The organism is Staphylococcus sp. GW821-FHT11H10 (assembly GCF_058807855.1).
Map to the genome: position 1 here is coordinate 25919 of NZ_JBXARC010000012.1, position 26568 is coordinate 52486.

Sequence of the window (26568 nt, forward strand, 5' to 3'; positions counted from 1 at the left end):
AAATTTAACTAATAGTGATTGCCTAAGGGGGAATATAATGAGTTTACTTCATGAAAGAATTAAAGCTAATTATTGGAAAGGCGTAGAAGCTGTAGGGGGCCATATTGTATTTGAGGATGATGGATTTAGATTTACTCCTCACTCATTTAACATTCAAGCTGATTCAGTCTTCGTACCTTATCAACATATTCAAGAAGTTTCGAAAGTTAATACTTTATTCATTATCCCAAATGGTGTCAAAATAATTGATAAGAACAAAAATGTTCATAAAATAGTTGTTAATCAACGAGAAAAAATCTTTGAATTTCTAAACGAAATGAAATGATGCTTATTGCGTATGACAACATTCATTGTCTAATACTTAGTTAAACTAACTTATCAATCAAATTACAATATTTAATTTTTTTGTGGTAAAGTCATTGTGCTTTTTAAACATTAAAATAGAGGCTGGGACAAAATAAAATGTCTCAGCCTATTTTATCATTTTGTCAGTAGCTGACTGATTTGAAAATGCGCTTGAATCAAGCTTTTTTCAAACCTAGTCATCCTTGCCGGGGTAGGACAACGAAATAAATTTTGAGAAAATATTATTTCTGTCCCACTCCCTATATATTGATCATACTAATAGCTAATTTAATCATTAAAATCGTATACGACGTCTTGTCCCTCAGTAACTTCTTGAATACTCAAACTTTCAATGTGATCAACATTGATATAATGAGATTGTTGGCCATCTTTTAAAAATAAATAAGCAAGTTCATCAAATTCATCAATAAGACGTTGAATACATGCATCTTTATCAGGACCATTTTTAAAAGTTTTAAACTCATTATAATGTTTTCCAGATGTCGTTATATAAGTTAGTAAAAATGTACGTTTCATCACATTCGCTCCACTCAATTAGTCATGAAAAATTCTGCAATTTGTGTTTCTACTTTATCACTGCCTTCGCCATGCGTCATGAGATGCTTGCTTAAAGGATGACTTGTTAAATCTTTATCTTCACTATTAATGTGCTCATAAATATAATGTGCACTATCTTGATAAGATTGTTCATCTTTTTCTCCATAAAGAATTCTCGCTGGTGTCTTGATATCACCTAAATGAGCAGTAATATTGGAAATGAAATCTTTGAATACACGAACACTTGGACGATAGTCCTCTATGTAATTAAACTGTTCCTGTGAAGCATCACTATCTAAATTCATTAACTCATTCATACGCTGACCATATCGTTCCATACGCCATACTATACCAGCTTCTTCTTTTTCACTTGGTGCTGACATAACCGCAATTTTCGCTACGTCTACCGTTTCAGCCAATTTCAATGTGAATAATCCGCCCAATGATACCCCTGTTGCATAAATGGTTTCATACCCTTCATCTTTCAAGTATTGATAACCATTTAAGACATCATTCCACCAATCGTGAACAGTATACTGCGTAAACTGATCTAGTGGTAATCCATGTCCTTTATAATTAGGTGCGTAACATGTATAACCCTCTTGATTAAGTTTTTGTGCTAAGGGTTTCACATCACGAATCGTTCCAGTAAATGAATGAAGCAATAAGACCGCTTCTTTACGTGTCCCCTTTAAATTAATTGGGCGTGGTGATTTTACTTTCATTCTTACTCTCTCCTTATTCTAAAATTAGTATATTATAATACTGCGCGTAGTCTTAAAATCTTCAAATCATTCAACCCACTCGCAAAATTCCAGATGAATACGTTGTGCAAGTAACTTTCCTTGCTCATAACCAGCATTGCCAATTTTTAGTATGTTATTGGGATTATAAATGTTATCTCCAATTTCAGCTCTACTCTTACTATCTGGACTAATTACTAAAACATGACTATGCTCGCTTAATAATTTCGCATCATCAAATGCACCTGGCATCATACCTAAACCATCTGCTATCGGCGCTAAAATAATAATACTGTCTGCACCTTTAGCTAACATAGCATTTGTCGGAGAAACCATACCTCCATCAATCCAATCACAATTGTTCAAACGTATATGTGGCCAAATGCCAGGTACTGCACCGCTCGCTGTCACGGCTTCCTCAAGTGTTACGTTGCTATGTGAATGAAATGTAGAGACTTCTCCTGTCTTAGCATTCATAGCAGTAATTTCTAAATTATCATGCCACCCTACATCGCCTAAACGTTGACGAATGGCTTGTTTACGTTTAGTTAAATCAACACGTGAAGGTCGCGTATATACAATATCACCCATCATTTGACCTACTTTAGTCGCATCATCACGTCCTACGATAAATGCATTCTGCCATAACCGATAAATATCTGAAGAAAGCGTCGCATGATCACTATCATCTCTTCGTTCATTTAGCTCATAGTAATATGTACGCATATCATAACCGTTAGCTAGTACTGCACCTACAAACGAACCTGCAGATGTACCTATGATTCTATCTGCTAACTCTAAACCTACACCACTTTCAATCAATCCAGCTAATACGCCAGATTCCCAAGCAATTCCTGTAATTCCGCCTCCGCCAAGAACTAAAGTACGTTCCTTATCTTTTGACATTGCCATCTCCCCTTTGTAAAAAAGATATTGAACTATTTATTATTAGGCTTATTACGTAAATTAAGATAAAACAATGGTAATATCATTAAAAACAATGCTACCCAAATGATACCTAGTGTAACGCCTCCAACTACATCTGTAATATAATGCGCATGAAAATATAGTCGGCAACACAGCACACCTATCCAAATGATAATAGTGATAGTATTGGCTATTATCCTTATTGCTTTGAGTTTTATTAAAGGAATTAAAATAATTAACAATATTAAAGCAAGTAACGTACTTGCATTAGAATGCCCACTTGGAAATGAATATCCGTGGTCTCGCATCAAATGATTAAATGGACGTTGTCTCTCGATGAGTTGTTTAATTAAATAATTTAATAACGTACCACTCGTTATAGTTAAAACCATCCAAATCGATAATTTATAATGTTTAAACAATAAAACAATTGCTAAAAATAGTGTGATATAGATAACTGACTTTACTTCTCCTATCTCAGCACAAAAAGTCATGAAATTATGCCAAATACCATCGCCGTATTTACGTTCCGGCTCACCAAAATAATCTGTCAGCCAATGTAAAGAACCTATATCGACATTTTGAACCAATAATGTATCGTGAATTACATTTATTGCAACAACGACAAAAATAATTAACCCAATCATGAACATAGGCAACGTCATCTTAGGTGAAATTTCACTTATTTGTTTATTCATACGCTTACCAGTCCCTAATTTCATTATTTTCAAAAATAATTAAACATGTATTTTACTTATTAAAAGTCATTTAAATGTTTAATTTGTTGTCCCTCCTGATCAAAATTAGATAGTTCAAGCCAGTGTTCAAATCTTGCTTTTACATCTGGCCACTCACTATCCAACAATGAGAACCAAGCAGTATCACGATTACGACCTTTACAAATATTAGATTGTCTAAATAATCCTTCATATGTAAATCCAAATCGTTGCGCAGCATGTTTGGAAGGTGCATTTAAGTTATCACATTTCCATTCATATCGTCTGTAGCCTAACGTTTCGAACACATATTTCGCTAACAAATATTGAGTTTCTGTAGCCACACGTGTTTTCTTTAACGTTTTAGAGTAGATAATATTGCCTACTTCTATAGACCCTTGTTCTGGATTTATACGCATTAATGCTAGAATACCTAAAGGTTTTTGTTGCACATTATCTAAAATCGTAAAGAAATATTTATCTTTACTATCAATAAGTTGTTTAATGTATTGTTCAAATTCGGTCTTAGAATCAAAAGGGCCCTCATAAAGATACGTCCAAATGCGTCTCGATTCAACATCACATAGAACGTCATATAAATCATTTATGTGTTCAATACTTAGCTTTGTTAACCTTCCATAACTGCCCTCTAGCGTTTGTGCATCAGGAAAAGACGGCGTCACAAAGTCATCTAATGCTTCTCCAATTGGTTGCTTAAACTCATTTACGCGCATCACTTTCAACTCCTAGATTCTCTTTGTGTAAATTGTACACTAATCCAATAAAATAATCTCTTAATTAGAAATATTTAAATATAAATGGATAATTCATTAATTAAAACGTTTATACTTAAAAGCACCCTACAAAGTCAGCATAATAATCTAACTTTTAGGGTGCCTCTTTAAAATTGTATTAACATTAACGACATTGAGTTTAAAGTTGCTTTTCCAAATTAGTATCTAGTTTAAATACAATCACTCGTTCGCCTGTAATCGTACTTAAATCACTATGGAAACTACTCACACTGACGCCAGTAATATCTAAGATTAATTGCATCAAATCATCTTGTCCTGACTCCACAAGTTCCGACCGCGTTCGTTTAATGTTAAGTAGGCCTTCTTGTGTCTTGCATACTCGATATTCTGCAGGAGTTAATACGCCTTGTAAGTTGACGATAATCATATCGCGTAGTATATCAGTTTTTACTGAAAGTGAGCCACGTCCGAGAAAATCCTTTTCCCATTGTGTAATTGCCTTACTAATCTCTGCCTCATAAGCACCTTTAGATTTAGCCATGATTAATCATTTGTCTCCTATTAATTGATTAACTTTATTTTATCACTTTTTCCGAAAAAACCGAACTCTCTACCAGTCTTTCCAACTACCATTTTCATCAATACTAGCCAAACGTACCCATTGATTATCAACTTTCTGTTTGAATTTAATATTATTCTCAAGTAAGTCTTTAATATATTGATCTGGCGCTTGGATAACAACTAACAATCGAATTGGAGAATGATAAATTTTATTATCTGCAGCCATAACCGATTGCCAAGGTAACCCAGCCAATAAGTCACTTGAATTACCTTGCATGACGCCAACACCAGATGTTACTGATTGGGTAGTCTTATTTCCGCTTCCATAAAAATGTGGTGCAACAGTCGACGCGTAATATTGTAGATTAATCCACTGTGCTACTAAAGCTGGACCCGAAATAATTGTATTTAATAATTGCCCATCAGTGTCTTTCTTCCAATCATAATTATGTAAGAAAGCTCGTCCTTCTAAATTGGTACCTGCAGTAATATTACGCTGACCAATAATAAATTCTGCATTACGAGCTAAGCCCCATTCTGGACGGATTTCACTCCAGTCATTCGCAAAGCGATGCGCTTCTGCAACCGGATCTTTCAAATCATCTTGATCTAAGCCAGGAAGATTAGCGAGACGTTCCGAATTCGCTTTATAACTTATACGTGGCATAGCTTCATTTAACATATCCAATGCATTTTGAGCTTCCTTAGTTAATTCTGGCATATAAATAAATTCTAATTCATCGATAGACGTCTTATGCTCTGCAGCAACAAAGACGGTTGAGTCAGGAATCACTATACCCTCATTTTTTAAAGCTTCACGTACATGTGGTAAATTACACATCATTGCCAATAGCTTAGCATTGAATCCACTTGACGCGCCTCCACAAGCGCCACATTCTAACGAAGCATGATAAGGATTGTTATTAGACACACTTCCATGACCGCCTAGTACAATTAAAGGTGCAAAGTTTGTCGTTAAATCCATCAATTGTAGTGCCTGTCTTGTGAAAGCAACCTGTTCTTCTTCTGTAAACCCTATTGGTAAATCATTATAAATTTCATGCTCACGATCAATTGTTAATTTAGCTTCGGGTTTCTTCAACCAATTCTTCGTAAAATTGCGCACAAAATGGCCTGTCTTCTTCGGCATTAATGTACTCGCTATCGTGTTTAAGCTTAAAAATGGTCCACTTAATTCTGGTAAGAGTAAACTCGGTAAGACATTATGTTTCATCAATTTGAATGTATAAAACATGGATGTAACCGAATGTTGTTGTTGGTTATACGTATTTAAATCATGGCGATCGGCATACTCTTTAATAGCATAAGCTGGTGGTACCATAACAGGTAATGAATTATGCGTAAATTGTTCATCTAACACTTCTTTTCTAATTGGAAGGCCAAAGAAACCTGCAATACCTATCGTCTCAAACGGTCCTTCACTCTCTAAGTGACGACGAAAAGGCTCTGAACGCACATCAATGCAAAAAGCTAATTGGACTTGAGTTTCTTGCTCTACTGGTTTAACAGATTTATCATAAATCGCTTCGACTAACTCACGTTCATGTGTTTCTTCCCACGCTTCAAGCCATAATTTTTTGAAATAGAGTGGGTTAAAATCATGAGCAAATCTTAAATGTTCCAATTGGTCTTCAATAGACATTGAGGCCCAATCATCAATTGACATCTCTCCATAATATAACCATTTACTTACAAGCTCTTTGATTCGTCTTTCAACATTTAAGACTGCCGGACGGCTCATTTTTTCAGTATCTAGTAAAATACACTCCATCGTTAATCTTATAGCAAGATACTGCGTTAACAAATCCGCTTCATGTTCATGTTGCTCAGCACGGTAGTACATCATGCCTGCCCAACCTGGTAATGATAGGAAATGACCTGTTAAATATGATTCACGTTCATCTTCAGCTATATCTAAATGATTTAATGCCATGATTAAAGCCTCTCTATAATCTTGAGGCAGTGTCTTAATCATTTTACGTTGCGTTTTAGTAAGCATTGGATCATGCTGTGCTAAATGTAGCCAAGAAATATAGAATCCTTCTTCTCTTTTAGGCATAGTCCAACTTGATTGGAAATTATCTAAATATAATTTAGACCACTTAATGATATGTGTATTCAGTTCATCCATTAAAGATTCACCTTTAGCATTAAATGCATTCGCACTTTTTGATCGTGCATATTTAAAAGGCTCATTTTCAAATACACGTTTGAGCTTAGATACTTCAATCTTTAAGTATGCTTCTTTAGTTATTAGGTTTGTAGGCAAATCTTTGATGCGCATCGCATTTTTACAATAAATATCAATATGTGATTTTGGCACTGAAGTGTTGTAGTCTTTAATAGCTTGTTGTACTTCTGTTTCTACAAGTTTCTGGTCTATCTCGCCATTTTCTAAAGCAGTCATCACTGACGCATGACTTGGGTATAAATCTATATCACGAACATGTTTAAACCATTGAGCTACTTGATCAAACGTTTCATGTTCCATTTCTTCCCATGGATTACGTGCTGCAAAGATAGATATAGGAGATAGTGGTGTAATCACACGACGTGCCGATTTAACTGTTTCTTCTATGTTATGTTTAGTTATTGTCATGTTAGATTTCACCTCTTATAAATAATTCTTTAAGTAGTTCGGATGACTTTCAACCGATTTAAATTTTGCTTCTCCAATTTTTACAAGCCATAAATATACTTTAGCGAAGGCTATTGATGAACGACGACGTGCTACCCAAATGCTAAAGATACTACCTAATACTAGGATGGCCACACAAATGATAACGCTAATTAATGGTGGATGTGGTGTTACCATATATACACTATTTAGAATATTAACAAATACTTCATGTGTCACAACGTAAACGAGCGCCACAATGATAAGCATCACAATGCCAATTACTCTTCCCATCATACCTCTATTTAATGCAACCATTTGATTCCACGATACAGATAATGACCATGCTAGGATAAAGGCGCTAATTAATGTGTAAGGCGTATGCGAACTTGTTAAAAAGAAGATAATAGCAATAACAACGGCTAATGTTCTTCCTAATACTGTCCAAGCATAAGAACGCTTAACATTTGGTGGTGTTGGAATATTGAAGCGTTTAACAATTGACCCTGATTGTAAAAATAGCGTTGCTTTAAATACGCCATGTAAAATCAAGTGAATAATCGCAGCAGAATAAACACCCAAAGCACATTGCACAAGCATGAAACCCATTTGACTCATTGTTGAACCTACAAGTTGTCTTTTATAATCAACATGCACCAAACTAATCCCTGATCCAATAAGTACTGAAATACTTGAAATAATGAGTAATAACGTTAATGCAATATTATTATCAAATACTGGTGAAAAACGCGTTAAAATAATACCACCAGCATTTACAATACCAGCATGCATAATTGCAGATACGGGTGTTGGTGCAACAACAGACTCAATTAACCAACTTTGAAATGGATATTGTGCTGCTGGAATAATAACAGCAATAACAAGTAATAAATCTACAATTAATTTCAGTCCATAACTCATTGAAACATCGTAATCTTGTGATGGATCGATAACCCAATCGCCAGTACCGATAAAAAATACAACTACAGCTAATAATAAAGCAACCCATCCAATGATAAATGAACGCGCAGATACTTTTGCTGCTTCAGCCGGCACTTTCCAAGAACGGTTTAATCGTATAAGTTGTGTTAGACAAAATAATGTTAGTCCCCAACAAATAACCATCAAGCGTAAATCATTACTTAACCAACCAATAGACGCAAATACTGTTGTAAATGTGTATAACGGGAAGTATTTACGATAATTACGATCGCCTAATAAGTAACGTGCAGAAAATTTCTGAATAATAAAACCTAAAGCTAATACAAAGGCACCTACTAACCAAGCTAGTTTATCTAGAGCAAAGATACCTATAACTTCTCTGCCATTAATAGTGATTAATCCAATTACTCCTACAATGACAGGTAATAGAAGTAAAGTTAAATGTAAACGTATGTATTTTACAGGAACCGATGGCATTAAAAAAATTAAGCCACTTAACACTGCAATGACAAGCGTTACGAAAAATAATGTTAGTAAAAAACCAGAACTTAACATTGCCGCTCCTCCATGTCTTCAATCTATTTCATATAAAAAGTTCCCTTATACTATTAACAATATAAGAAAAAACCTACAATAGTCTAGTTTTATCCTTAGGTATCAGATATTTACTAACTATTGTAGGTTTCTATGAGAACTCATTTACTTAATATGTATAAATGCTTTTTCAAGCTACCTAATATGTATCGTTGAACATATGCCTTACCCTTCAAGTGAACAATGGATTTCGAAAAATTCCTTGCACAAATGCTTGATAAACACCTATGTAAAAATCAGCGTAATACATACAATATAAGAAAATATTGCTAAAAAGTCAATCTATTATAGTAATTGGAAGTTCTTTCATACATTTAATAACACGTTACACTTCAATCTTTCAGATAGGCATGATTTATCGTATTAAGTTGTCTGAAATCTAACGACTACGAAACGCTTTCATTGAGTTAGGAATTACCAAACAAATCCTCTCAAAATCACGATATACTTTATTTAACATTTAATAAGGAGGTACTCAAAATGGGAATCATTTCTGGTATTATTGAACTTGTTAAATTCATCATCGACTTAACTAAAAAATAAGTCTCGCATTACGCACATAAACATTCCATATAAAAAAGAGTGAAATCGGATGATTTCACTCTTTTTTTGTGCATACAAACAAAACGCTCAATCCCTATATATAAGAATTGAACGTCAGTGGATAAAATGAATTTATTTGTTTAACTATAAAGTAACATATTTTAGCGTTCATGCATGTAACAATTTTGTGAAAACGCTTAAAAATGTGTCGAAAATTTCCTTCAAATCACTAAATCGGTTAATGTTTAGTGAATTTTTCTTATTAAAACTCCTATTTCACACAAATGCTACTAAAATTAGGGTAATAATCAAACAAGTAATAGAGATGCATATAAAAATACAATTTATCATTTACAGAAAGGACTGATTTAAATTCATATACTATCCATAATACTCATTTCACTTGTAGCGATTGAATTTCTATTTATTATGTATTTAGAGACCATAGCAACGACTTCCGATAGAACGAGCAAAGTCTTCGGTATTCCTGTTAGTCAACTGAATAATAAAAACATAAATACCCTTCTTAAGAACCAAGGAGTGTATAATGGCTTGATTGGTTTACTTCTAATTTATGGTCTTTTTTTCAGTAGTGCTCCTAAACAACTATGCATTCCAATTCTAATTTATACCATTATAGTAGCTGTTTACGGTGGGTTAACGAGTCATATTAGTATTTTCCTTAAACAAGGAACCCTTCCAATTCTAGCTTTAATCTCTTTATTACTTTAATTATCTACTATATATATAAAGTTGGTGTTTGCTATGATAGAACATTTAAAAAAGAAAAATCATAAAACTATAAAAATTTTAGGAAATATTTGGCTTAATGCAAATTTAGATACACATACCTTTATTGATAGTTTTTATTGGATAGACAACTATACTACTGTACTTGACGCTCTTAAGGATGCTGATGTTTACGTTTATAAAAATGGTAAGGACATTGTCGCATTTTGCGGGCTTAATGACACTTACATAGCCGGTTTGTTTGTAAAAGAGGAATTTCGAGACCAAGGGATTGGGCATGCACTCATTAAGCATTTACAATCTGAATATGATTATTTATCTTTAAAAGTATTTGAAGAAAACCATCGCGCCGTTCATTTTTATACGGATTTAGGTTTCATAAAAATTGACGCCAATATTGATAAAACAAACCATACTGAATTATTAATGGCATGGAAGAAGTAAAACAATTTAAGATGTACGATTGGATAATCCCTACCCTGTCCATCTTTTGCAGATTCATCATATTGTTTGAATCCATTTTTGAGATAAAATGACACGGCATTGGGGTTATCTTTGTTTACATCCACATATTGAACCTTATGCTCTTGAATTAAAGTTTGCAGTATTTCCGTGCCATAACCCTGTTTAAAGTATTTAGGATCTAAAAATAGCATTTCCAAATTAGCTTCATTAGTCCCTGAAAATCCAATGACATCATCACCATCAAACCACAAATATGCCTCAACATGCGAGAAGTATGTTGGGATTTCCTTTTTTAGTGCTATTCTATCTTTCTCTTTTAAAAAGTCATGTGTAGCAATAACTGAACGCTCCCAAATAGCCAATGCCTTAGGATAATCCTTTTCTTGAAGCTCGATTTTATTTAATCTCATTTTCAAAACCTCTCATATTAAAAAAGGCTAGAAACCCTATCACAAAGGTATTTCTAGCCTAAAATTACATTTTAACTTCTATTCCCACTCAATCGTAAACTTTATTTTATATAATATCGTATTCTTTCAAAATAGGTTTATATCAGTAGTTATAACTGCTCAATAACCAAATTTATGTTCATACGTTTGCCCTTAGTTTCAAAAATATGCCCTTTTTTGCCCTCTGTTTTAAAATGCATTTAATTTTAAAGATTATGCTATTTGCAATTCATTAAAACTAAAAAAAACACATCAATTAAGATGTGGCGAAAGGGGTTCGAAAACATCTTTTTAGGGGAGAATGTTTTCAAAATGATATCGTTGACTTACAATATTATCTAAAGATACTAATCTAAAACACACTCTCTCTTTTCGAGAGTAAGTAAATCATAACATAAAAATTGAGGCAATCGCTAGGATTTGCCTCAATAAAAGGAAAAGTTTGAGAAATGCTTGTGTTAAAACATTTCTATATGTTGAAGGGAATTCAACATATATTTAATTTACCACATTATCATATTTTAAAAAAACTATTGTTTATATTTCAATCAATATAAACTCTCCATCAAAGTCAATTTTCATTATAAAAAGGGCATTAAGCCCCTCGAGTCTTATGCCGTATACTTAACAAAGTTAGAGATTACCTAAGTGAGTATGAAACGTACTAATAGACGAAAAGGATATAAGGTAAGGGTAATACTATAACAAAGGTAATCTCACTCGTTAATTATTACATATTCATTATTGTTTTTCTACTATTAATATTTGATGACACACAATGATTTCTCATATAAAATTCTACTCTTGTATTTGTAACGATCAATATATATTTGTACGTATTCCTATTTCTCGCTGCATTAGAATACGTCTCTCAGCGTCTTTAAAAAATGTGTTTCGTCATGAATAATTACAGAATAATAAAATAAAATATGTTTATATTAATTTAAGCATGGGTGTAATAGATTAAGCTCATAAAATAAACTCTCCTCATTAGTCAATTGATTAATGAAGTTTTTTGTATATATATAAAAGAGACCAACCATTAAGGTTAGCCTCTTTTAACAATTACATATCCACGTATAGCTAAGGGCTTCATTTAATAAACTCTATAGGACAGCTGAGGCTTTATATTAGCCTCTGGAAATTATTATCTCTTTTTTTATAGATAATGTCTATTAAATAATTGTTAAAAGTTTTTATTAGTGTGTAAAGATGAATTTACAATGTATTTCTCACTGCAACACAGGACGCTTCTCAGTGTCTTATGATACAAAAAACCACCACTCACTATATTAGTGACGTTTAAAATGAAATATCTAACTTGTCCGTGTGCTAATCATTTACATTATCATTCTATGTTAAACTTCATTCTTTTTCTAATTAATTGTTATTCTATGGTTGTTATATTTTATATTCTATTTATGATATTATCTACTTATCAAAATAGAATATAAATATTGGAGTATAAATCATGAGTAAAGCTAATAAATCATTGTACTTTTATTTAATGCTCTTTTTTTCAACGACGCTTGTAGGGGCTATCTTACTTTATTTACCCTATACTGGTAAAAAACCTATAACCTTTATAGACGCTCTTTTTATTGCTTCTAGCGCTTTCACTGTTACGGGTTTATCTCCAGTTGATATAGGAGCCCAATTTAACCTACTTGGAGAAGTAGTTATATTATTATTAATACAAATCGGTGGGCTTGGTATTGTTACCGTAACAATGCTCATATTTGTGTTTTTAAATAAAAAGGTTTCACTGCAAAACAGATTTTTAATTATGGTCACATGGAATATAGATGAAGCTGGAGGAGTTGTCAAATTAATTAAGCATTTAGCGATTTATAGTTTTATTACAGAGTTGATAGGTGCATTTTGTTTAAGTCTATCATTTATACCTAAATTTGGAATTGGACAGGGATTATTCATAAGTTTATTTACTGCTGTATCAGCTTTTAATAATGCTGGTTTTGCCTTATTTAAAAATAATCTAATAGACTTTTCTAACGATCCAGTAGTTATTATTACTGTCCCCTTTTTAATAGTTCTAGGTGGATTAGGACATTTCGTACTTGTTGATTTGATTAACTGCAAAAAACTTAATAAGCTTTCATTTCATTCAAAAGTGGTACTTTCAACTACTTTTATTTTAATTATTTTTGGCGCTATATTATTCTTTTTATTAGAACAATCCAATACTTTAAATAATATGGGATTGATTGAAAAAATAGGTAATGCCTTATTTCAATCGGTAACGACAAGAACAGCCGGTTTCAATAGTATTGATATGGGAAATATTAAAACTCCTACCGCTTTATTATTAATGGCACTTATGTTTATTGGAGGAGCGCCTCTTAGTGCTGCTGGAGGTATTAAAGTAACGACATTTGCAATAGTTTTTATTTTTGTTTTAAATGCTATATGTAAAGAAAATACTGTCTCTTTATTTAATAGAGAAATATCTGACAAATATATTAAACTATCTATCGTGACAATTACCATTTCTATTATTTTCATATTCGCTATTACTTTTTTATTAACAATTATTAATCCAAGCATACCATTAGTTAAAATATTGTTTGAAGTTATATCCGCTTTTGGGACTGTTGGTTTGACTATGGATCTAACATCTGAATATAACGGCTTAACAGAACTAATTATCGTGATTGTTATGCTATTTGGTAAAGTGGGCTTATTGACTATGGCAAGAGCTTTTATTCCTACAAGAAGCCCTAGAAAATATCATTACTCAAAAGGACATATTCATATTTAATAACAAAGCCTCCTCTATGAAAAATAGAGAAGGCCTTTATTTATATCAAAAAGCAGAATGATTTCTTAGTAATATTAAAAGCATGGAGTGTAACTCCATTTTCTTCTATTATTCCTCAAATCTCCCTATATCATCAATAAACGTAGGTACAACTTTGTTCACATCAACCCTATCGTAAATAAGCCCAACGCTATCTATTCGGATAAATAAATATCCTATCATCATTTAATTTTATAGATGGTACTATGCGCCTATCTACACCGTTTCTTGCAATCATTAAGTTAAACGGTAGTATTACTCCTAAACCTTTTTGTGTTTTACTCAACGTATGCCACACTGCACACTCTTTATCATTCATAAGATCATCGTAATAGATGACGGAACATTTCTTTATCGCCATCGCTCTGTTATACATATCTTCAATGCTAATCATATTTAATTTATCAGCAGTATCACACATGGTTCTCAGTCCTCTAATGGTACATCATCAATAATCATTGTTCTGTTAGGGTGTTGCTCATGTAGTTCATCTAATGCTTTCCGTTTTTCTTCTTCCTCATCTTCCGGCCACTCACCTATATTAATGAAAATTGGTGTGTCCGTAGATAACTCTTTCTTGTCAATAAATAGCTTATGATACTTACCTAACATATCCCTAGCACGTAAACGGTCACTAGGCTTAATAGGTACTTCTACCATTTCTACATGTTCGTTATAAACTAGGTTCATTCTGTCAGTATCGGGATTGCGTTGAAACTCACCACGCTTAACAACGACCTCTCTCACTTCACTTTCATCACCTACTGCTGCATTGCTTAGGATATGAAGTAGTTCGTTAGCTGATAGTACGCCCTCATCAATCACTTTCTTACGTTGCTCTTCAATGTACTTAGCCACTTTTTCATTCTTTAGCAATCTACTACCTTGTACACTTGCAGTATGAGGACTATAACCAGCCTTAATTGCACTTTGTGTTACATTCAACGTCTTTAGGTATTCAGATATAAACTTTTCTTGTCTAGGGTTTAAATCACTCATGTTATCCCTCCTCTAATTTGTCTAATAAACTATTCAATAGTTGACGTATTCTTTCTCTACTTAACTCAAATATCTTTGCAATTTCATTTATAGATTTCCCTTCACATAGTAAGAAAAATATGTAGTATTCCCTTCTAGTCCCTACTGTATAAATTAACTGATCTAGTTCATTGAAGAACACTTGATTACTAGTATTCTCACTTAGTTCAAAGGGTTCGACTTCATCACTCAGTGAAAAGAAATCATCTATATTGGTATTTTTATCATTATATGTAGTATCATGGTTCTCTTTTGAGTAGTCACATATAAACTGCTTAATAGCCTCTCTGTCGTAACTCATGCCCTTACACTTACTTTCTGTTTATTTGCATGTCTTAGCTTGTATAAATCACGTTGCAGGCGTTCTATGAGGTCATAATCTATTGTCGAACCATTGGACTGCATATAATACATGATTTCTTTTTGTTCACCTGGTGTATATCGCTTAATAACTTGTTTTAATTGCTGCATGTTTCTATTCGATTTTGTTTTGAAACAATTCAATTTTTCTTTTTCATCAATAATATCAATCGCTAACTTTTCTAGTGGATAGGATATTGATACAACGCCATGAACTTCACTAGTAGTCATGCGGGAGATGTTTAAGTGATACATCATCTCTATTTGCATAGTGATAGCCTTAATTTTAGTATTGATAAACTTAGGATTATATTCCGTTAGCAATGTGTACTCAGATATTTTATTTTCATGATAGATTAGTGGATATTTCACTCTTTTAAGGTTCATGTATGCACCTCACAAATAAAATGAGCCTACCACTAAGGATAGGCAAGATATTTATTATTTAACTATGCGATTTTCTTCAAACATTTTCATAAGTTTTCTCTCTCTTTGTGACTGTTGAGTTAGTTCATCTTTTCGTTGCTGTTGAATGTTTTGAGAAAATTGTTCTTCTACTAAATCTAATACTTTTTGAGTTTCTTCTGCCGACAATGTTGTTTCTGTTAAAAGATAATTGCTAACCTTATCTAAATTGTTTAATCATAAGAACTTAGATTATAAAAGTAATAAATCCAATAATAATCACAAAAATATATCTAATTCTGAAACAACTCGATTAAATAACGTTCAATCGAATAGTCATATTAAGAAGGATAATGTCCCACATGATACTGAAATCAATAATAGTAAAAAAGTAAAACAGACAAATCCAATAACAAACAGTAAAACTAATACATCAAATAAAAACAAAATAAATTTGAATGAAAATATTCAAAAACATAATAAAGTCTTAGTTTCAGAAGTTAAAGATGATAATAACAACAACATTCATAATTCTGATTTAAATGCTAACGATATTTTAATATTACATTTAAATAAAAACAGAAAAGTTGGCAAAGAAGTTAAAAATCATTTTTATTTGTTAGAAAATCAAATTAATGTAGATAAAATTCTAAATAAATTGATCAACTTAGGTTTTCTAGATATAAAATCGAATTTTGATGTTTCTTTACCTTATCTTAAAGTTCCTGAGTTAAAAGATATATTAAAAGAATATAAACTCAAATTAGGTGGAAATAAGCCAGAATTGATAGAAAGAGTCAAAACTAATATAGATGAAAATGCAATTGAATTGCCACAAGTATATGTTCCAACTTCAAAGGGGGATGAAATAATTGGCGAAACGGAATATATTTTACACTTTTATAACAGCCCAATTATTTCATTAGGTTCAGCACATAAAATTGCAAAAGAAGTATTAAATGTAGATGATAAAATAGAGTATATTTATTTGTATTTATTAAAACAAAATCAAAAATCAAAAAATTCGGATCACAGAACAGCAAACATCATAAATAATTTAGTGTTTTACTATAAAAAGACTAATAAAAATAAAAACGTTATAAGAAAGTATACTAATTATTCTACTTATTTATCAGTAGCACAAGGTATTCATTCAGCAGCGTTCTTATACTCTGGTAAAGAGAACATTATAGATAGATTATTTATATATTTTAATTATCATCTTGAATACTATGAAAACATGCTATTTATTGACAATGTTAGCAGAAGTTTATTTAAAAACTTATTCTATGAAGATGTTAATTCTTTCGAAGATACAGATAAAAACTTTTGTGATGATATCTGTGAATTACTATTTGCTCAAATTTATAATAATAAAAATATTACTTTAAATAATCTTCCAACTATAAACTATATTTTAAAAAAAAATTAAAAAGGATAAGGAACTAAGAATAACAAAATATAATTTTTAGAAGGCTCTTACACATATGGCACAACAAAAATAATTAAGGTGGTGGTTCTATCGAACAATGTCTAATACACCATAGAAAAATGAATATAAAAGGTAATAAATTTTGGGGGTTATATATCTGTATAAAAATCTTTAAATAAAAAAGGGGATTTTATTATGGAAATTTTAAACTATAAAATAAGCTATGAATATGGTAGTGATTTATATACTGTTACTGCAAAAACAAATAATGGGAAAACTTTTACTTATACATTTTCAGAAAATCGTACTTTAAAAGAAATTAGATACACATTAGAAGAAATTGCTAAACAATTAGATACATAGTTCTAAAAGTAATTTCTTATCAACTGTAATCATTTAAAAGGAGGTTGCTATGCTAATATTTATCATAGTTTTATTTTTGATCAGCATCATATTATATGTACTAAGTTTCTTTTTAGCACAAAACGAGGGTTTGTATTATAAGAATAATTGTAGGACTATCTCGGCGCTTATATTAGCCATCGGGGTGCTATGTTTGATGGGATATCTTATAAATTATATATCTTCAAACTATTTAGGAGTGTAATACAGCATTACAATATTTGAATAACTATACTTGAACCATTAAGCGTTTATGAATTGGACCATTTTAATTAGCATCATCTTAATGGCTCTAAATATACGGGAGGCATAAAAAGTGATTATCGTTATAAACTGTCTTATGATTTTATGGTGCATATGCTTAATATTGTTCTTATATAACGTTTATATGTTTATAAAAACAGATGGTAGCATCACTACAAAAACTTATTCTATCTGGAGTATATTGTATGGTATATGTATAATAATCATCTTAATAATGCTATATAACTTTAAATAGAAGACAAAAATTTTATTAAGGAGAATATATTTGAGAATTTTAAATTGCAAAATAAAACTAAAGAAAATTACTTATGAAGTTGAAACTAATAACAATAACTATTTTAAACATTCTTTACCGAAAGATATAAATACTTATCAAGTAGGAAAAATACTTAGAAATATCTCTGACGAATTAGATGGAGTATAGTACTTAAATAAACATCTTCCTAATCGATTAGAACTCAATGTTATAGAACAAATACTTAATACTAGGGTATCTTCACGTACTTTTTTAAAATTTTTGGAGGTGATTACATGTGGCATGAGAAATTTACTAATAAACATGGTGAAACTAAATATCGCTATTATGAGAAGTATAAAGACCCACTCACAAATAAATGGCGACGTACTAGCGTTGTGCTTAATAAGAATGGTAAGCAATCACAGAAAGAGGCTCAGAAACGCTTAAACGAGCGTATAGAGGCTAAGTTAAATGATAAGACACCTACTAACCTAAAAACGCTAACTTTTCATGCTGCATGTGATGAGTGGTTTGAGCGTTATAAGCTAACATCTGGATCTAAACAGTCCACCATTACCACTAAAAGCTATAAAGTGGCTCACATCAAAAGAAACATAGACAAGGATATTCTTGTTGAAAATATGAATGCTGATGTTATACAAGATTTAATTAACTCCTCGTTAAAAGATGGACTAAGTCATAAATTAGTTAAAGATGATTTAAGTATCATCAAAAATATACTCCGTTATGCTCAAAAGAAATATAACATCACTGATATATCATACATAGATGATGTTGTTATGCCTAAAAAAGCGACTACAAGAGAAGAAGTTAAAGCTAAACGTGAAAATTATTTAGAAATGGCTGAAGTTCTGGCTATCGTTGAAGAATTAAATCGTATAGCGAATAAAAAAGCGTGCTAGCTATATGAAAAGGTCATACTTGTTTACTGCTTACATAGTTGAATTTCAAGTATTAAATGGTATGCGTATTGGCGAACTCCTAGCAATTCAACCCGATAATATTGATTTTGAAAATAAGAAGCTTGTTATTGACGGCACTATACACTGGCGCAAAGATGGTAACAAAGTAGGTTTCAAAGATACCACAAAAACAGCGTCATCTTATCGTACTATATCTTTAACTACTAGAAGTTGTGACATTTTACGTAGGGTTATGTTAGAAAATAAGAAAGCTGTTCAATGGGAAATTATGTATGTGGATAGGGGCTTTATATTCACAAGTCATAGAGGCAACCCTTTACCTCTTACATCAATTAATAGGAACATACAAATAGCTGCTCAAAATATAGGAATAGAAAAGCATGTGACAAGTCACACCATGCGTCATAGCCATATCTCATTACTATCGCAATTAGGTGTTTCACTGCGTGCGATTATGGAACGTGTAGGTCATACAGACCATAAAACCACATTACAGATATATAGTCATGTTACTGAGCAAATGGATAAAGATATGATGAATAAATTGGAGAAGATAAGGAGTTAAAAACTATGTATAAAAAATCCTAAAACCACTGATGATTATCTCTTCTTTTATACACAAATTCAAAAACTTCCACATTATGCCCTTTATATGCCCTTTTTTGAATTTACGAATTACAAAAACAACCCTCTAACCATTGTGGTTAAAGGGTTTTATAATTTATATATTCTATTCCCACTCTATAGTGCTTGGTGGCTTAGAAGTGATGTCATAGACTACGCGGTTAACGTGATCTACTTCATTTACGATACGGCTTGAGATTTTTTGTAGGACTTCCCAATCAATGCGGGCGAAGTCACTTGTCATACCGTCAATAGATGTAACTGCACGAATACCTACAGTATGATCATACGTACGATAGTCTCCCATAACACCTACAGATTGAATGCCAGGAAGTACTGTGAAGTATTGCCAAATGTCTCTTTCAAGACCTTCCTCACGCACAACTTCACGTAAAATCGCATCTGATTCTCGTACGATTTCTAATTTATCTTCAGTAATTTCACCTAATACACGGATTCCTAAACCTGGACCTGGGAAAGGCTGTCTCCATACTAAATGTTCAGGAATGCCTAATTCTATACCTAATGCACGCACTTCATCTTTAAATAACGTGTTAATCGGCTCAATAAGTTCAAATTCCATATCTTCAGGTAATCCACCTACGTTATGGTGAGATTTGATAGTTTGTGCAGTTTTAGTACCTGATTCGATGACGTCAGTATAAAGTGTACCTTGTGCTAAGAAATCAACGTCAGTTAATTTTGCCGCTTCATCATCAAACACATATACAAATTCATTACCAATAATTTTACGTTTTTGTTCTGGATCAGATACACCTTTTAATTTATCCATGAAACGTTCCTGTGCATTCACACGGATAATATTCATGTCGAAACCTTCACCGAATTGTTCCATAACCATGTCACCTTCGCCTTTACGAAGCAAACCATGGTCAACAAAGATACATGTCAATTGATCGCCAATCGCTTTATGTAATAAGACAGCTACAACTGATGAGTCTACGCCCCCGCTCATCGCACATAATACTTTGCGATCTCCAACGCGTTTACGGATTTTTTCAACTTCTATATCGATAAAGTTTTCCATTGTCCATTCGCCTGTGCATTCACACACACGGCGTACGAAGTTTCTTAATAAATCATTACCATATTCTGTATGACGTACTTCAGGATGGAATTGGACACCGTAAATACGACGTTTCTTATCTTCAATTGCCGCATAATTTGTACTTGGACTATCTGCAATCACTTCAAATCCGTCTGGAATTTCAATTACTTTATCAGAATGACTCATCCATACAGTTTGTTCAGCTGGTAATCCAAAGAATAACTCATCTGATTTTGCATTAATAATTGCTTTACCATACTCACGTTCATTAGCGCGCTCAACTTTTCCGCCTAAAAGTTTAGTCGTCAACTGCATACCATAACAAATACCTAGTACAGGAATGCCTAAATTATAAATTTCAGGGTCGATAGTGAATGAACCTTCCTCATATACTGAATTCGGACCACCTGAAAGAATAATACCTTTAGGATTCATACGTTTAATTTCATCAACCGAAATTTCGTGATCATGTAATTCACTGTATACGCCCATTTCACGAATACGACGCGTAATCAATTGATTGTACTGACTACCAAAGTCTAAGACAAGAATCAACTCTTGCTCTTGAGCCATTTCCATAATTGTGAATCTCCTTTTAATTGAATTTTATGTAAATAATAGAGAGACACTTCCCATAATGCATTGCTTTTAGATTCTTCTTAAAAGTGAACAACCTCTATGACAATCACATTTAAAATGAAAAATGCTCCCCATTCTTTCTAACAAATTGACTTCATCACACTTGATTTAAATTAAAATGAATAGTTTGGTGATTCTTTTGTAATTTGTACGTTATGTGGATGGCTTTCTGCTAAACCAGCAGGGCCCATACGTGTGAATTGTGCTTCATCACGTAGTGTTTTTAAATCAGGTGAACCTGTATAACCCATACCAGCTCTTACGCCACCCATAAGTTGATAAATTGTATCTTGTAAAGGACCTTTATATGCAGTACGTCCTTCAATACCTTCAGGGACAAATTTTCTAGGCGTTTTGTCTTCTTGGAAGTAACGGTCGTTTGACCCTTTTTCCATAGCGCCTAAAGAACCCATACCACGATAAACTTTATATTGTCTGCCTTGGAATACTTCAGTTGCGCCTGGGCTTTCTTCAGTACCAGCTAATAAGCTTCCTAACATTACTGCATGTCCACCGGCAGCTAATGCTTTAATAATATCACCAGAGAATTTAATACCACCATCCGCTATGATTGCTTTACCAAATTTACGAGCTTCAGTAGCACAATCATAAATCGCAGTAATTTGAGGCACACCTACACCAGCTACGACACGTGTTGTACAAATTGATCCTGGTCCAATACCAACTTTAACGACGTCAGCACCAGCTTCAAACAATGCACGTGTAGCTTCAGCAGTTGCTACGTTACCAGCTACGATTGTAATCTCAGGATATTTTTCTTTCATTTTTTTAACTTCTTGAATAACACCACTAGAGTGACCATGTGCTGTATCGATAATTAATGCATCTACGCCAGCTTCGACTAATTTTTGAGCACGAATTTCTGTATCTTTAGATGTACCGATAGCTGCAGCAGCTAGTAAACGTCCATGCGCATCTTTCGCTGCATGAGGGAATTCAAGCACTTTTTCAATATCTTTAATTGTAATTAAACCTTCTAAACGACCATTTTCAACTAAAGGTAGTTTTTCAATTTTGTGTTCTTGAAGAATTGTTTCGGCTTCATCTAATGTAGTGCCTACAGGAGCTGTAATTAAGTTTTCTTTAGTCATAACGTCAGAAATTTTGATTGAAAAGTCTTCAATAAAACGTAAATCACGATTAGTTAGAATACCCACTAGCTCTCTTGATTCTTTATCACTAACAATTGGTACACCTGAAATACGATATTTACCCATTAAAGCTTCTGCTTCATACACACTTTCGTCTGGGGTTAAGTAGAATGGATTTGTAATTACACCGTTTTCTGAGCGTTTAACTTTTTGAACTTCTTCAGCTTGCTCTTCGATGCCCATATTCTTATGAATGACACCTAGACCACCTTGACGTGCCATTGCGATTGCCATTTTAGACTCGGTTACTGTATCCATACCAGCTGATATAACTGGAATATTTAATTTAATTCGTTCTGATAATTCAACACTAAGATCCGCATCATTAGGTAACACATCTGATGCAGCTGGAATTAATAAAACATCGTCAAACGTTAAAGATTCTTTAGCAAACTTATTTTCCCACATTGATAATACAGCCTCCATTTTTTATATAGTTATTTCTATTATTTCACATTTTCTTCGCTTTGTTTATACTTTAGACCATTAAAAAAGAAATTAAGAATAATTGCTGAAATAGCACCTAGTACAATGCCATTTTGAGTTAGCCAAGCAAATTGCTCACCTAACGCTTTAAATGCTTGAGGTACTGCACTAATACCTGTACCTAAACCTACGGATACTGCAATAATTAGTAAATTATTTTGATTTTTAAAATCAATATGTCCTAAAATGCTAACACCATAAGCCATAACCATACCAAACATTGCAATCATTGCACCGCCTAATACAGGTAATGGGATGATATTAGCTAATGCACCTAATTTAGGAATACAACCACATATTAAAAGTAGAATAACCATGCCGTAAATGACATTGTTTTTCTTAGCACCTGATAAAGATACTAGTCCAACATTTTGAGAGTATGCCGTATAAGGAAATGAGTTAAAAATTGATCCTAATACAATAGCAAGACCTTCCGCAGTGTAACCTTTACGAAAATCTTTTCTTTCCAACTTTTTACCAGTAATTTCACTTAGTGCATGATATACACCTGTCGATTCTATTAAACTTACGATGGCTACAATTGTAAATACAAGTATCGCACCTAAATCAAAACCGAAACCAGAAAAACGAAATGGTTGAGGTATTCCTAACCAATGGGCTTCTCCCACTTGCTTAACATCTACTAAGCCAAGCACATTTGCCAATATTGTACCTGCAACTAGTCCGATTAAAATCGCAATGGATTTTAAGAATCCCTTCGTAAATCTTTGTAAAATAAGAATAATGACTAAAGTAGCGCCTCCTAAAATTAAATTTTTAGGATTTCCATAGTCTTTAGCACCTTCTCCACCAGCTAAATAATTCATTGCTACTGGCATTAAGTTAATTCCTATAATTGTAACCACACTTCCAGTTACGACAGGTGGAAAGAATTTAACTAAATAAGAGAAGAATGGTGCAATAATGACAACCAAAATACCTGATACAAATAATGAACCATATAGCACATCCAAGCCCTTCGTTTGACCGATTAAAATCATAGGTGCTACCGCAGTAAATGTACATCCTAGCACAATGGGTAATCCTGTACCCGTCACTTTGTTAGCTTGTAAAAATGTTGCTACACCACACATAAAAACATCCACTGTGACTAAATACGCAATTTGTTCCGGAGTAAATTTAAGACTGGTACCAACAATAATTGGTACTAATATCGCTCCGGCATACATTGCTAATAAGTGTTGTAAACTTAAAATGAACGTCTTCATTCATTTTCACCTAGTAGTGTAACTTGGTTTCCTTTTAATGAAGCCACTTTACATAATGAAGAAACGTTTAAACCTGCCTCTTCTAATCTTTGTCTACCATCTTGGAAACTCTTTTCAACAACAATACCAATACCAACCGTTTTAGCTTTAGCTTGTTGCGCAATATCATATAACCCAAGTGAAGCATCACCATTGGCTAAGAAATCATCAATAATTAAAACCGTATCATTCTCATTTAGAAATTCTTCCGAAACAATAACCGTACTTGTTTTATTCTTTGTAAAAGAATGAATATCGGTACTATAAAAGCCATCTTTCAACGTACTTGGTTTAGCCTTTTTAGCAAATAAACAAGGAACATCAAAATGTAAAGATGCCATAATAGCTGGAGCAATGCCTGAAGCCTCGATTGTCAAGATCTTTGTGACACCTTTATCTTTAAATTGCTCATAAAATGTTTTACCTACTTCATGCATCAATTTTGCATCGATTTGATGATTTAAAAAACCATCCACTTTCAATATTTTTTCGTCAATTACTACGCCATCTTCTTTGACTTTCTGTCTAAGCGATTCCACGTCAAAACCTCCTAAATTTGTATACAAAAAAAGCCTCAAACTTTGCGAAAAAGTTTCAGGATCCATGAGCGTACAGGCAATACATAGTATTTTGAAATTTCAAGAAGCCGTATATTTAAATGTATTCTTCTTCAAACACTTTATAATTTTAAATTTGTTTTACCTCATAGGATGAAGTGGGTAAATATACAACCTCCAAAGCTAAACAACTTTTATATAGTATTCTAGATAGCTATTTAAATAAAACTTGCTCTTTTATGTATTGAGTCTGAACTCATAGTCATGTCGTTTGTGGCAACATGGTAGAAACTTCTAAAGCCATATTCTTTAGATTATATGAGTGATATAAATTATTTAACGATAATAGCAAACTTTTGCTTTATTTTCAATATGATAGAAATTGTTACAAGCCCTTTCATAATAATATTTTTCAAGTGTAAGCGTTTAACTAAATATTGTTCATCACTATTTGTAAACAGTTCTTAATTAATTATATAATAACTATAGTTGAGTTTTATAAATATTCTTAAGGGTATATTTTTACTAAAAGTAGGACGAAAAGATGGAGGGCGATTAATATGGCAGACTTTACCGTATTAGACAAGCAAGATGAGATTTATAACGTTATTGATAAGAAAAAAGCTGAAGGATACTCAGAAAATGAATTAGTCGTTGTAAGTAAAAGTAAATTACATTTAGATAATTTACATGATTCTCAAGTTACTTTAATTGCTACAAGTGGTTCTTTTAGTGACCGTATGTCTAAATTATTAACTGGTGAGGATGGCGAAGAAGCCGTTTTAGCTCGTTATGAATTATCTGAAGAGCAAACAGAAAAATACAAAAAAGATATTTTAGATGGTAAATTTTTAGTAATTGCCAACAAAGATAACTCTTCACACGACGAAGTTGAGGAAAACAACTCAGCTTATGAAGAAATTGATATTACACATTATGCAAATGAATCTAAAGGTCCTAAATCATAGTCAATATTCTTTTTAAACTTTGAGACCGTGAAATGAACGTAGTTTTAAGTTCATTTTACGGTTTTTTCAATCTCAATATCTTTTTAACAATGACGTCAAAATGTTTAAATATGCTATACTTAAACAAACTATCGTGGGGGTGACATAATGAATTTTCACGTAATTCAATCCATAAAAGATGAATATTATGACAAGGCAATCACTTTTTATAATCAACAATCAGATGTGAATTTCTATGAAGATAGCTATATTATTGAAAGATCCTTAAAAAATAATAAGACCGAAAATGATTACGCATTTCTTGTGGGCATACAAGATGATGAGATTATTAGTTTAGCAACGGCACATTATGAAGCAACAACAAATTCGGCATTTTTAATACATTTAATCGCCAATGATACACCAGATTATGAAGATGTCCTAATTAATACCCTTCAAGAAATAGAACATCAATTAAATCAACTTTCTAATAAAGTTCATTCTCGTGATATTAATTTTGTAATGGTGGAAGTTCCTAAGACGGATCATCCATTAAAAGACATCAATCAACAAGTTTTAACTCAACGTCAACAATTACTATTATCAAACGGCTTTGAACGACAAAGTGAAATTGATTATATACATCCTAACTATTCAAAAATCGACTCGCCTTTTAAAGTAGACTTATTCATTAAATCAAATATAGAATTAACAAAAGATATCTACCCAGCAAGTGTTAAATCAAATTACATTTTAAAATATGTGTTTGCTAACGGCATTTCTCGAGATATTATTTATCCTTTATTAGTCAAAATGAATTTACGCCTACCCCATTAGGAACACTTGAAATGAGCGATATAAAGGGTTAAACTAATATTTGAGGTTAGACTGACGTTTCACTGACAGAAGACAAACGTCA

26 protein-coding genes, 1 pseudogene and 1 riboswitch are annotated in these 26568 nt (G+C 32.5%); of the genes and pseudogenes, 10 read left to right on the forward strand and 17 right to left on the reverse strand.

The window, feature by feature from the left end:
- Window positions 1-37 precede the first annotated feature (37 nt).
- A complete protein-coding gene (locus AC1RRU_RS07935) occupies window positions 38-325 on the forward strand; it encodes a hypothetical protein (RefSeq protein WP_070855448.1) in 288 nt (95 codons plus the stop codon).
- A 308-nt stretch (window positions 326-633) separates the two neighbouring features.
- Here the strand turns inward: AC1RRU_RS07935 and AC1RRU_RS07940 are convergent, their stop codons facing one another.
- From AC1RRU_RS07940 to AC1RRU_RS07975, 8 genes are all read right to left on the reverse strand, one after another.
- Window positions 634-882, reverse strand: coding sequence for a hypothetical protein (locus AC1RRU_RS07940; RefSeq protein ID WP_011276803.1), 249 nt, complete (start codon window positions 880-882; stop codon window positions 634-636).
- Between the two features lie 14 nt (window positions 883-896).
- Window positions 897-1628, reverse strand: a complete 732-nt coding sequence (locus AC1RRU_RS07945; RefSeq protein WP_011276804.1) for an alpha/beta hydrolase — start codon at window positions 1626-1628, stop codon at window positions 897-899.
- 66 nt (window positions 1629-1694) lie between these two features.
- A complete protein-coding gene (locus AC1RRU_RS07950) occupies window positions 1695-2552 on the reverse strand; it encodes a patatin-like phospholipase family protein (RefSeq protein WP_016931202.1) in 858 nt (285 codons plus the stop codon).
- Between the two features lie 32 nt (window positions 2553-2584).
- Entirely contained in the window at window positions 2585-3271 is a 687-nt protein-coding gene (locus AC1RRU_RS07955; protein ID WP_011276806.1) for a phosphatase PAP2 family protein, read from the reverse strand.
- Between the two features lie 59 nt (window positions 3272-3330).
- Entirely contained in the window at window positions 3331-4023 is a 693-nt protein-coding gene (locus AC1RRU_RS07960; RefSeq protein ID WP_011276807.1) for a GNAT family N-acetyltransferase, read from the reverse strand.
- A gap of 199 nt (window positions 4024-4222) precedes the next feature.
- Window positions 4223-4585 (reverse strand): Na-translocating system protein MpsC family protein, encoded by a 363-nt coding sequence (locus AC1RRU_RS07965; protein WP_011276808.1) that lies wholly within the window; start codon window positions 4583-4585, stop codon window positions 4223-4225.
- A 69-nt stretch (window positions 4586-4654) separates the two neighbouring features.
- Complete coding sequence (locus tag AC1RRU_RS07970; protein ID WP_016931201.1) at window positions 4655-7225, reverse strand: DUF2309 domain-containing protein; 2571 nt, start codon at window positions 7223-7225, stop codon at window positions 4655-4657.
- Window positions 7226-7240: 15 nt separating this feature from the next.
- On the reverse strand, window positions 7241-8740 hold the full coding sequence (locus tag AC1RRU_RS07975; RefSeq protein ID WP_033080073.1) for an NADH dehydrogenase subunit 5: 1500 nt from the start codon (window positions 8738-8740) through the stop codon (window positions 7241-7243).
- A gap of 519 nt (window positions 8741-9259) precedes the next feature.
- Here AC1RRU_RS07975 and AC1RRU_RS07980 point away from each other — a divergent pair.
- From AC1RRU_RS07980 to AC1RRU_RS07990, 3 genes are all read left to right on the forward strand, one after another.
- A complete protein-coding gene (locus tag AC1RRU_RS07980; RefSeq protein ID WP_089046351.1) occupies window positions 9260-9322 on the forward strand; it encodes an alpha family phenol-soluble modulin in 63 nt (20 codons plus the stop codon).
- 372 nt (window positions 9323-9694) lie between these two features.
- On the forward strand, window positions 9695-10054 hold the full coding sequence (locus tag AC1RRU_RS07985) for a DUF1304 domain-containing protein (RefSeq protein ID WP_029376669.1): 360 nt from the start codon (window positions 9695-9697) through the stop codon (window positions 10052-10054).
- Window positions 10055-10087: 33 nt separating this feature from the next.
- Window positions 10088-10516, forward strand: a complete 429-nt coding sequence (locus AC1RRU_RS07990; protein WP_016931199.1) for a GNAT family N-acetyltransferase — start codon at window positions 10088-10090, stop codon at window positions 10514-10516.
- Here AC1RRU_RS07990 and AC1RRU_RS07995 read toward each other — a convergent pair.
- Window positions 10432-10947: a GNAT family N-acetyltransferase gene (locus tag AC1RRU_RS07995; protein ID WP_011276813.1), complete on the reverse strand. Its 516-nt coding sequence runs from the start codon at window positions 10945-10947 to the stop codon at window positions 10432-10434. The genes AC1RRU_RS07990 and AC1RRU_RS07995 overlap by 85 nt on opposite strands.
- A gap of 1510 nt (window positions 10948-12457) precedes the next feature.
- On the opposite strand from AC1RRU_RS07995, the gene AC1RRU_RS08000 reads away from it, so the two are divergent.
- Complete coding sequence (locus tag AC1RRU_RS08000; protein WP_016931198.1) at window positions 12458-13765, forward strand: TrkH family potassium uptake protein; 1308 nt, start codon at window positions 12458-12460, stop codon at window positions 13763-13765.
- A gap of 465 nt (window positions 13766-14230) precedes the next feature.
- On the opposite strand, the gene AC1RRU_RS08005 is transcribed toward AC1RRU_RS08000, so the two are convergent.
- From AC1RRU_RS08005 to AC1RRU_RS08020, 4 genes are read right to left on the reverse strand one after another with little or no spacing between them, the layout of a single operon-like run.
- A complete protein-coding gene (locus AC1RRU_RS08005; protein WP_011276818.1) occupies window positions 14231-14803 on the reverse strand; it encodes a terminase small subunit in 573 nt (190 codons plus the stop codon).
- 1 nt (window position 14804) lies between these two features.
- Entirely contained in the window at window positions 14805-15143 is a 339-nt protein-coding gene (locus tag AC1RRU_RS08010) for a helix-turn-helix transcriptional regulator (RefSeq protein ID WP_011276819.1), read from the reverse strand.
- Entirely contained in the window at window positions 15140-15589 is a 450-nt protein-coding gene (locus AC1RRU_RS08015) for a PH domain-containing protein (protein WP_011276820.1), read from the reverse strand. Before AC1RRU_RS08015 ends, AC1RRU_RS08010 begins: the two co-directional genes overlap by 4 nt.
- Window positions 15590-15643: 54 nt before the next feature.
- Window positions 15644-15796: a hypothetical protein gene (locus AC1RRU_RS08020; RefSeq protein WP_016931197.1), complete on the reverse strand. Its 153-nt coding sequence runs from the start codon at window positions 15794-15796 to the stop codon at window positions 15644-15646.
- Between the two features lie 22 nt (window positions 15797-15818).
- Between AC1RRU_RS08020 and AC1RRU_RS08025 the strand changes: the two genes are divergently transcribed.
- The 3 genes and pseudogenes from AC1RRU_RS08025 (at window position 15819) to AC1RRU_RS08035 (ending at window position 19452) form a co-directional block, all read left to right on the forward strand.
- Window positions 15819-17039 carry an SAP domain-containing protein gene (locus AC1RRU_RS08025; protein WP_256323091.1) on the forward strand — a complete coding sequence of 407 codons (1221 nt, stop codon included), beginning with the start codon at window positions 15819-15821 and terminating at the stop codon, window positions 17037-17039.
- Window positions 17040-17234: 195 nt separating this feature from the next.
- Window positions 17235-17402, forward strand: coding sequence for a hypothetical protein (locus AC1RRU_RS08030; RefSeq protein WP_016931195.1), 168 nt, complete (start codon window positions 17235-17237; stop codon window positions 17400-17402).
- Between the two features lie 834 nt (window positions 17403-18236).
- Window positions 18237-19452 (forward strand): annotated as a pseudogene (locus AC1RRU_RS08035) (tyrosine-type recombinase/integrase).
- A 165-nt stretch (window positions 19453-19617) separates the two neighbouring features.
- Here AC1RRU_RS08035 and guaA read toward each other — a convergent pair.
- From guaA to xpt, 4 genes are all read right to left on the reverse strand, one after another.
- Entirely contained in the window at window positions 19618-21159 is a 1542-nt protein-coding gene (gene guaA / locus AC1RRU_RS08040; protein WP_011276828.1) for a glutamine-hydrolyzing GMP synthase, read from the reverse strand.
- 173 nt (window positions 21160-21332) lie between these two features.
- Window positions 21333-22799, reverse strand: coding sequence for an IMP dehydrogenase (guaB, locus tag AC1RRU_RS08045; protein ID WP_011276829.1), 1467 nt, complete (start codon window positions 22797-22799; stop codon window positions 21333-21335).
- A gap of 38 nt (window positions 22800-22837) precedes the next feature.
- Window positions 22838-24106 carry a xanthine permease PbuX gene (gene pbuX, locus AC1RRU_RS08050; protein ID WP_016931192.1) on the reverse strand — a complete coding sequence of 423 codons (1269 nt, stop codon included), beginning with the start codon at window positions 24104-24106 and terminating at the stop codon, window positions 22838-22840.
- Window positions 24103-24684, reverse strand: a complete 582-nt coding sequence (xpt, locus tag AC1RRU_RS08055) for a xanthine phosphoribosyltransferase (protein ID WP_011276831.1) — start codon at window positions 24682-24684, stop codon at window positions 24103-24105. The genes pbuX and xpt overlap by 4 nt, the downstream gene beginning before the upstream one ends.
- A gap of 257 nt (window positions 24685-24941) precedes the next feature.
- Window positions 24942-25044: riboswitch (purine riboswitch) on the reverse strand.
- 218 nt (window positions 25045-25262) lie between these two features.
- Here xpt and AC1RRU_RS08060 point away from each other — a divergent pair.
- Both AC1RRU_RS08060 and AC1RRU_RS08065 read left to right on the forward strand, forming a co-directional pair.
- Complete coding sequence (locus AC1RRU_RS08060; protein WP_011276832.1) at window positions 25263-25670, forward strand: general stress protein; 408 nt, start codon at window positions 25263-25265, stop codon at window positions 25668-25670.
- Between the two features lie 147 nt (window positions 25671-25817).
- Window positions 25818-26486 (forward strand): hypothetical protein, encoded by a 669-nt coding sequence (locus tag AC1RRU_RS08065; protein WP_011276833.1) that lies wholly within the window; start codon window positions 25818-25820, stop codon window positions 26484-26486.
- Window positions 26487-26568: the final 82 nt, after the last annotated feature.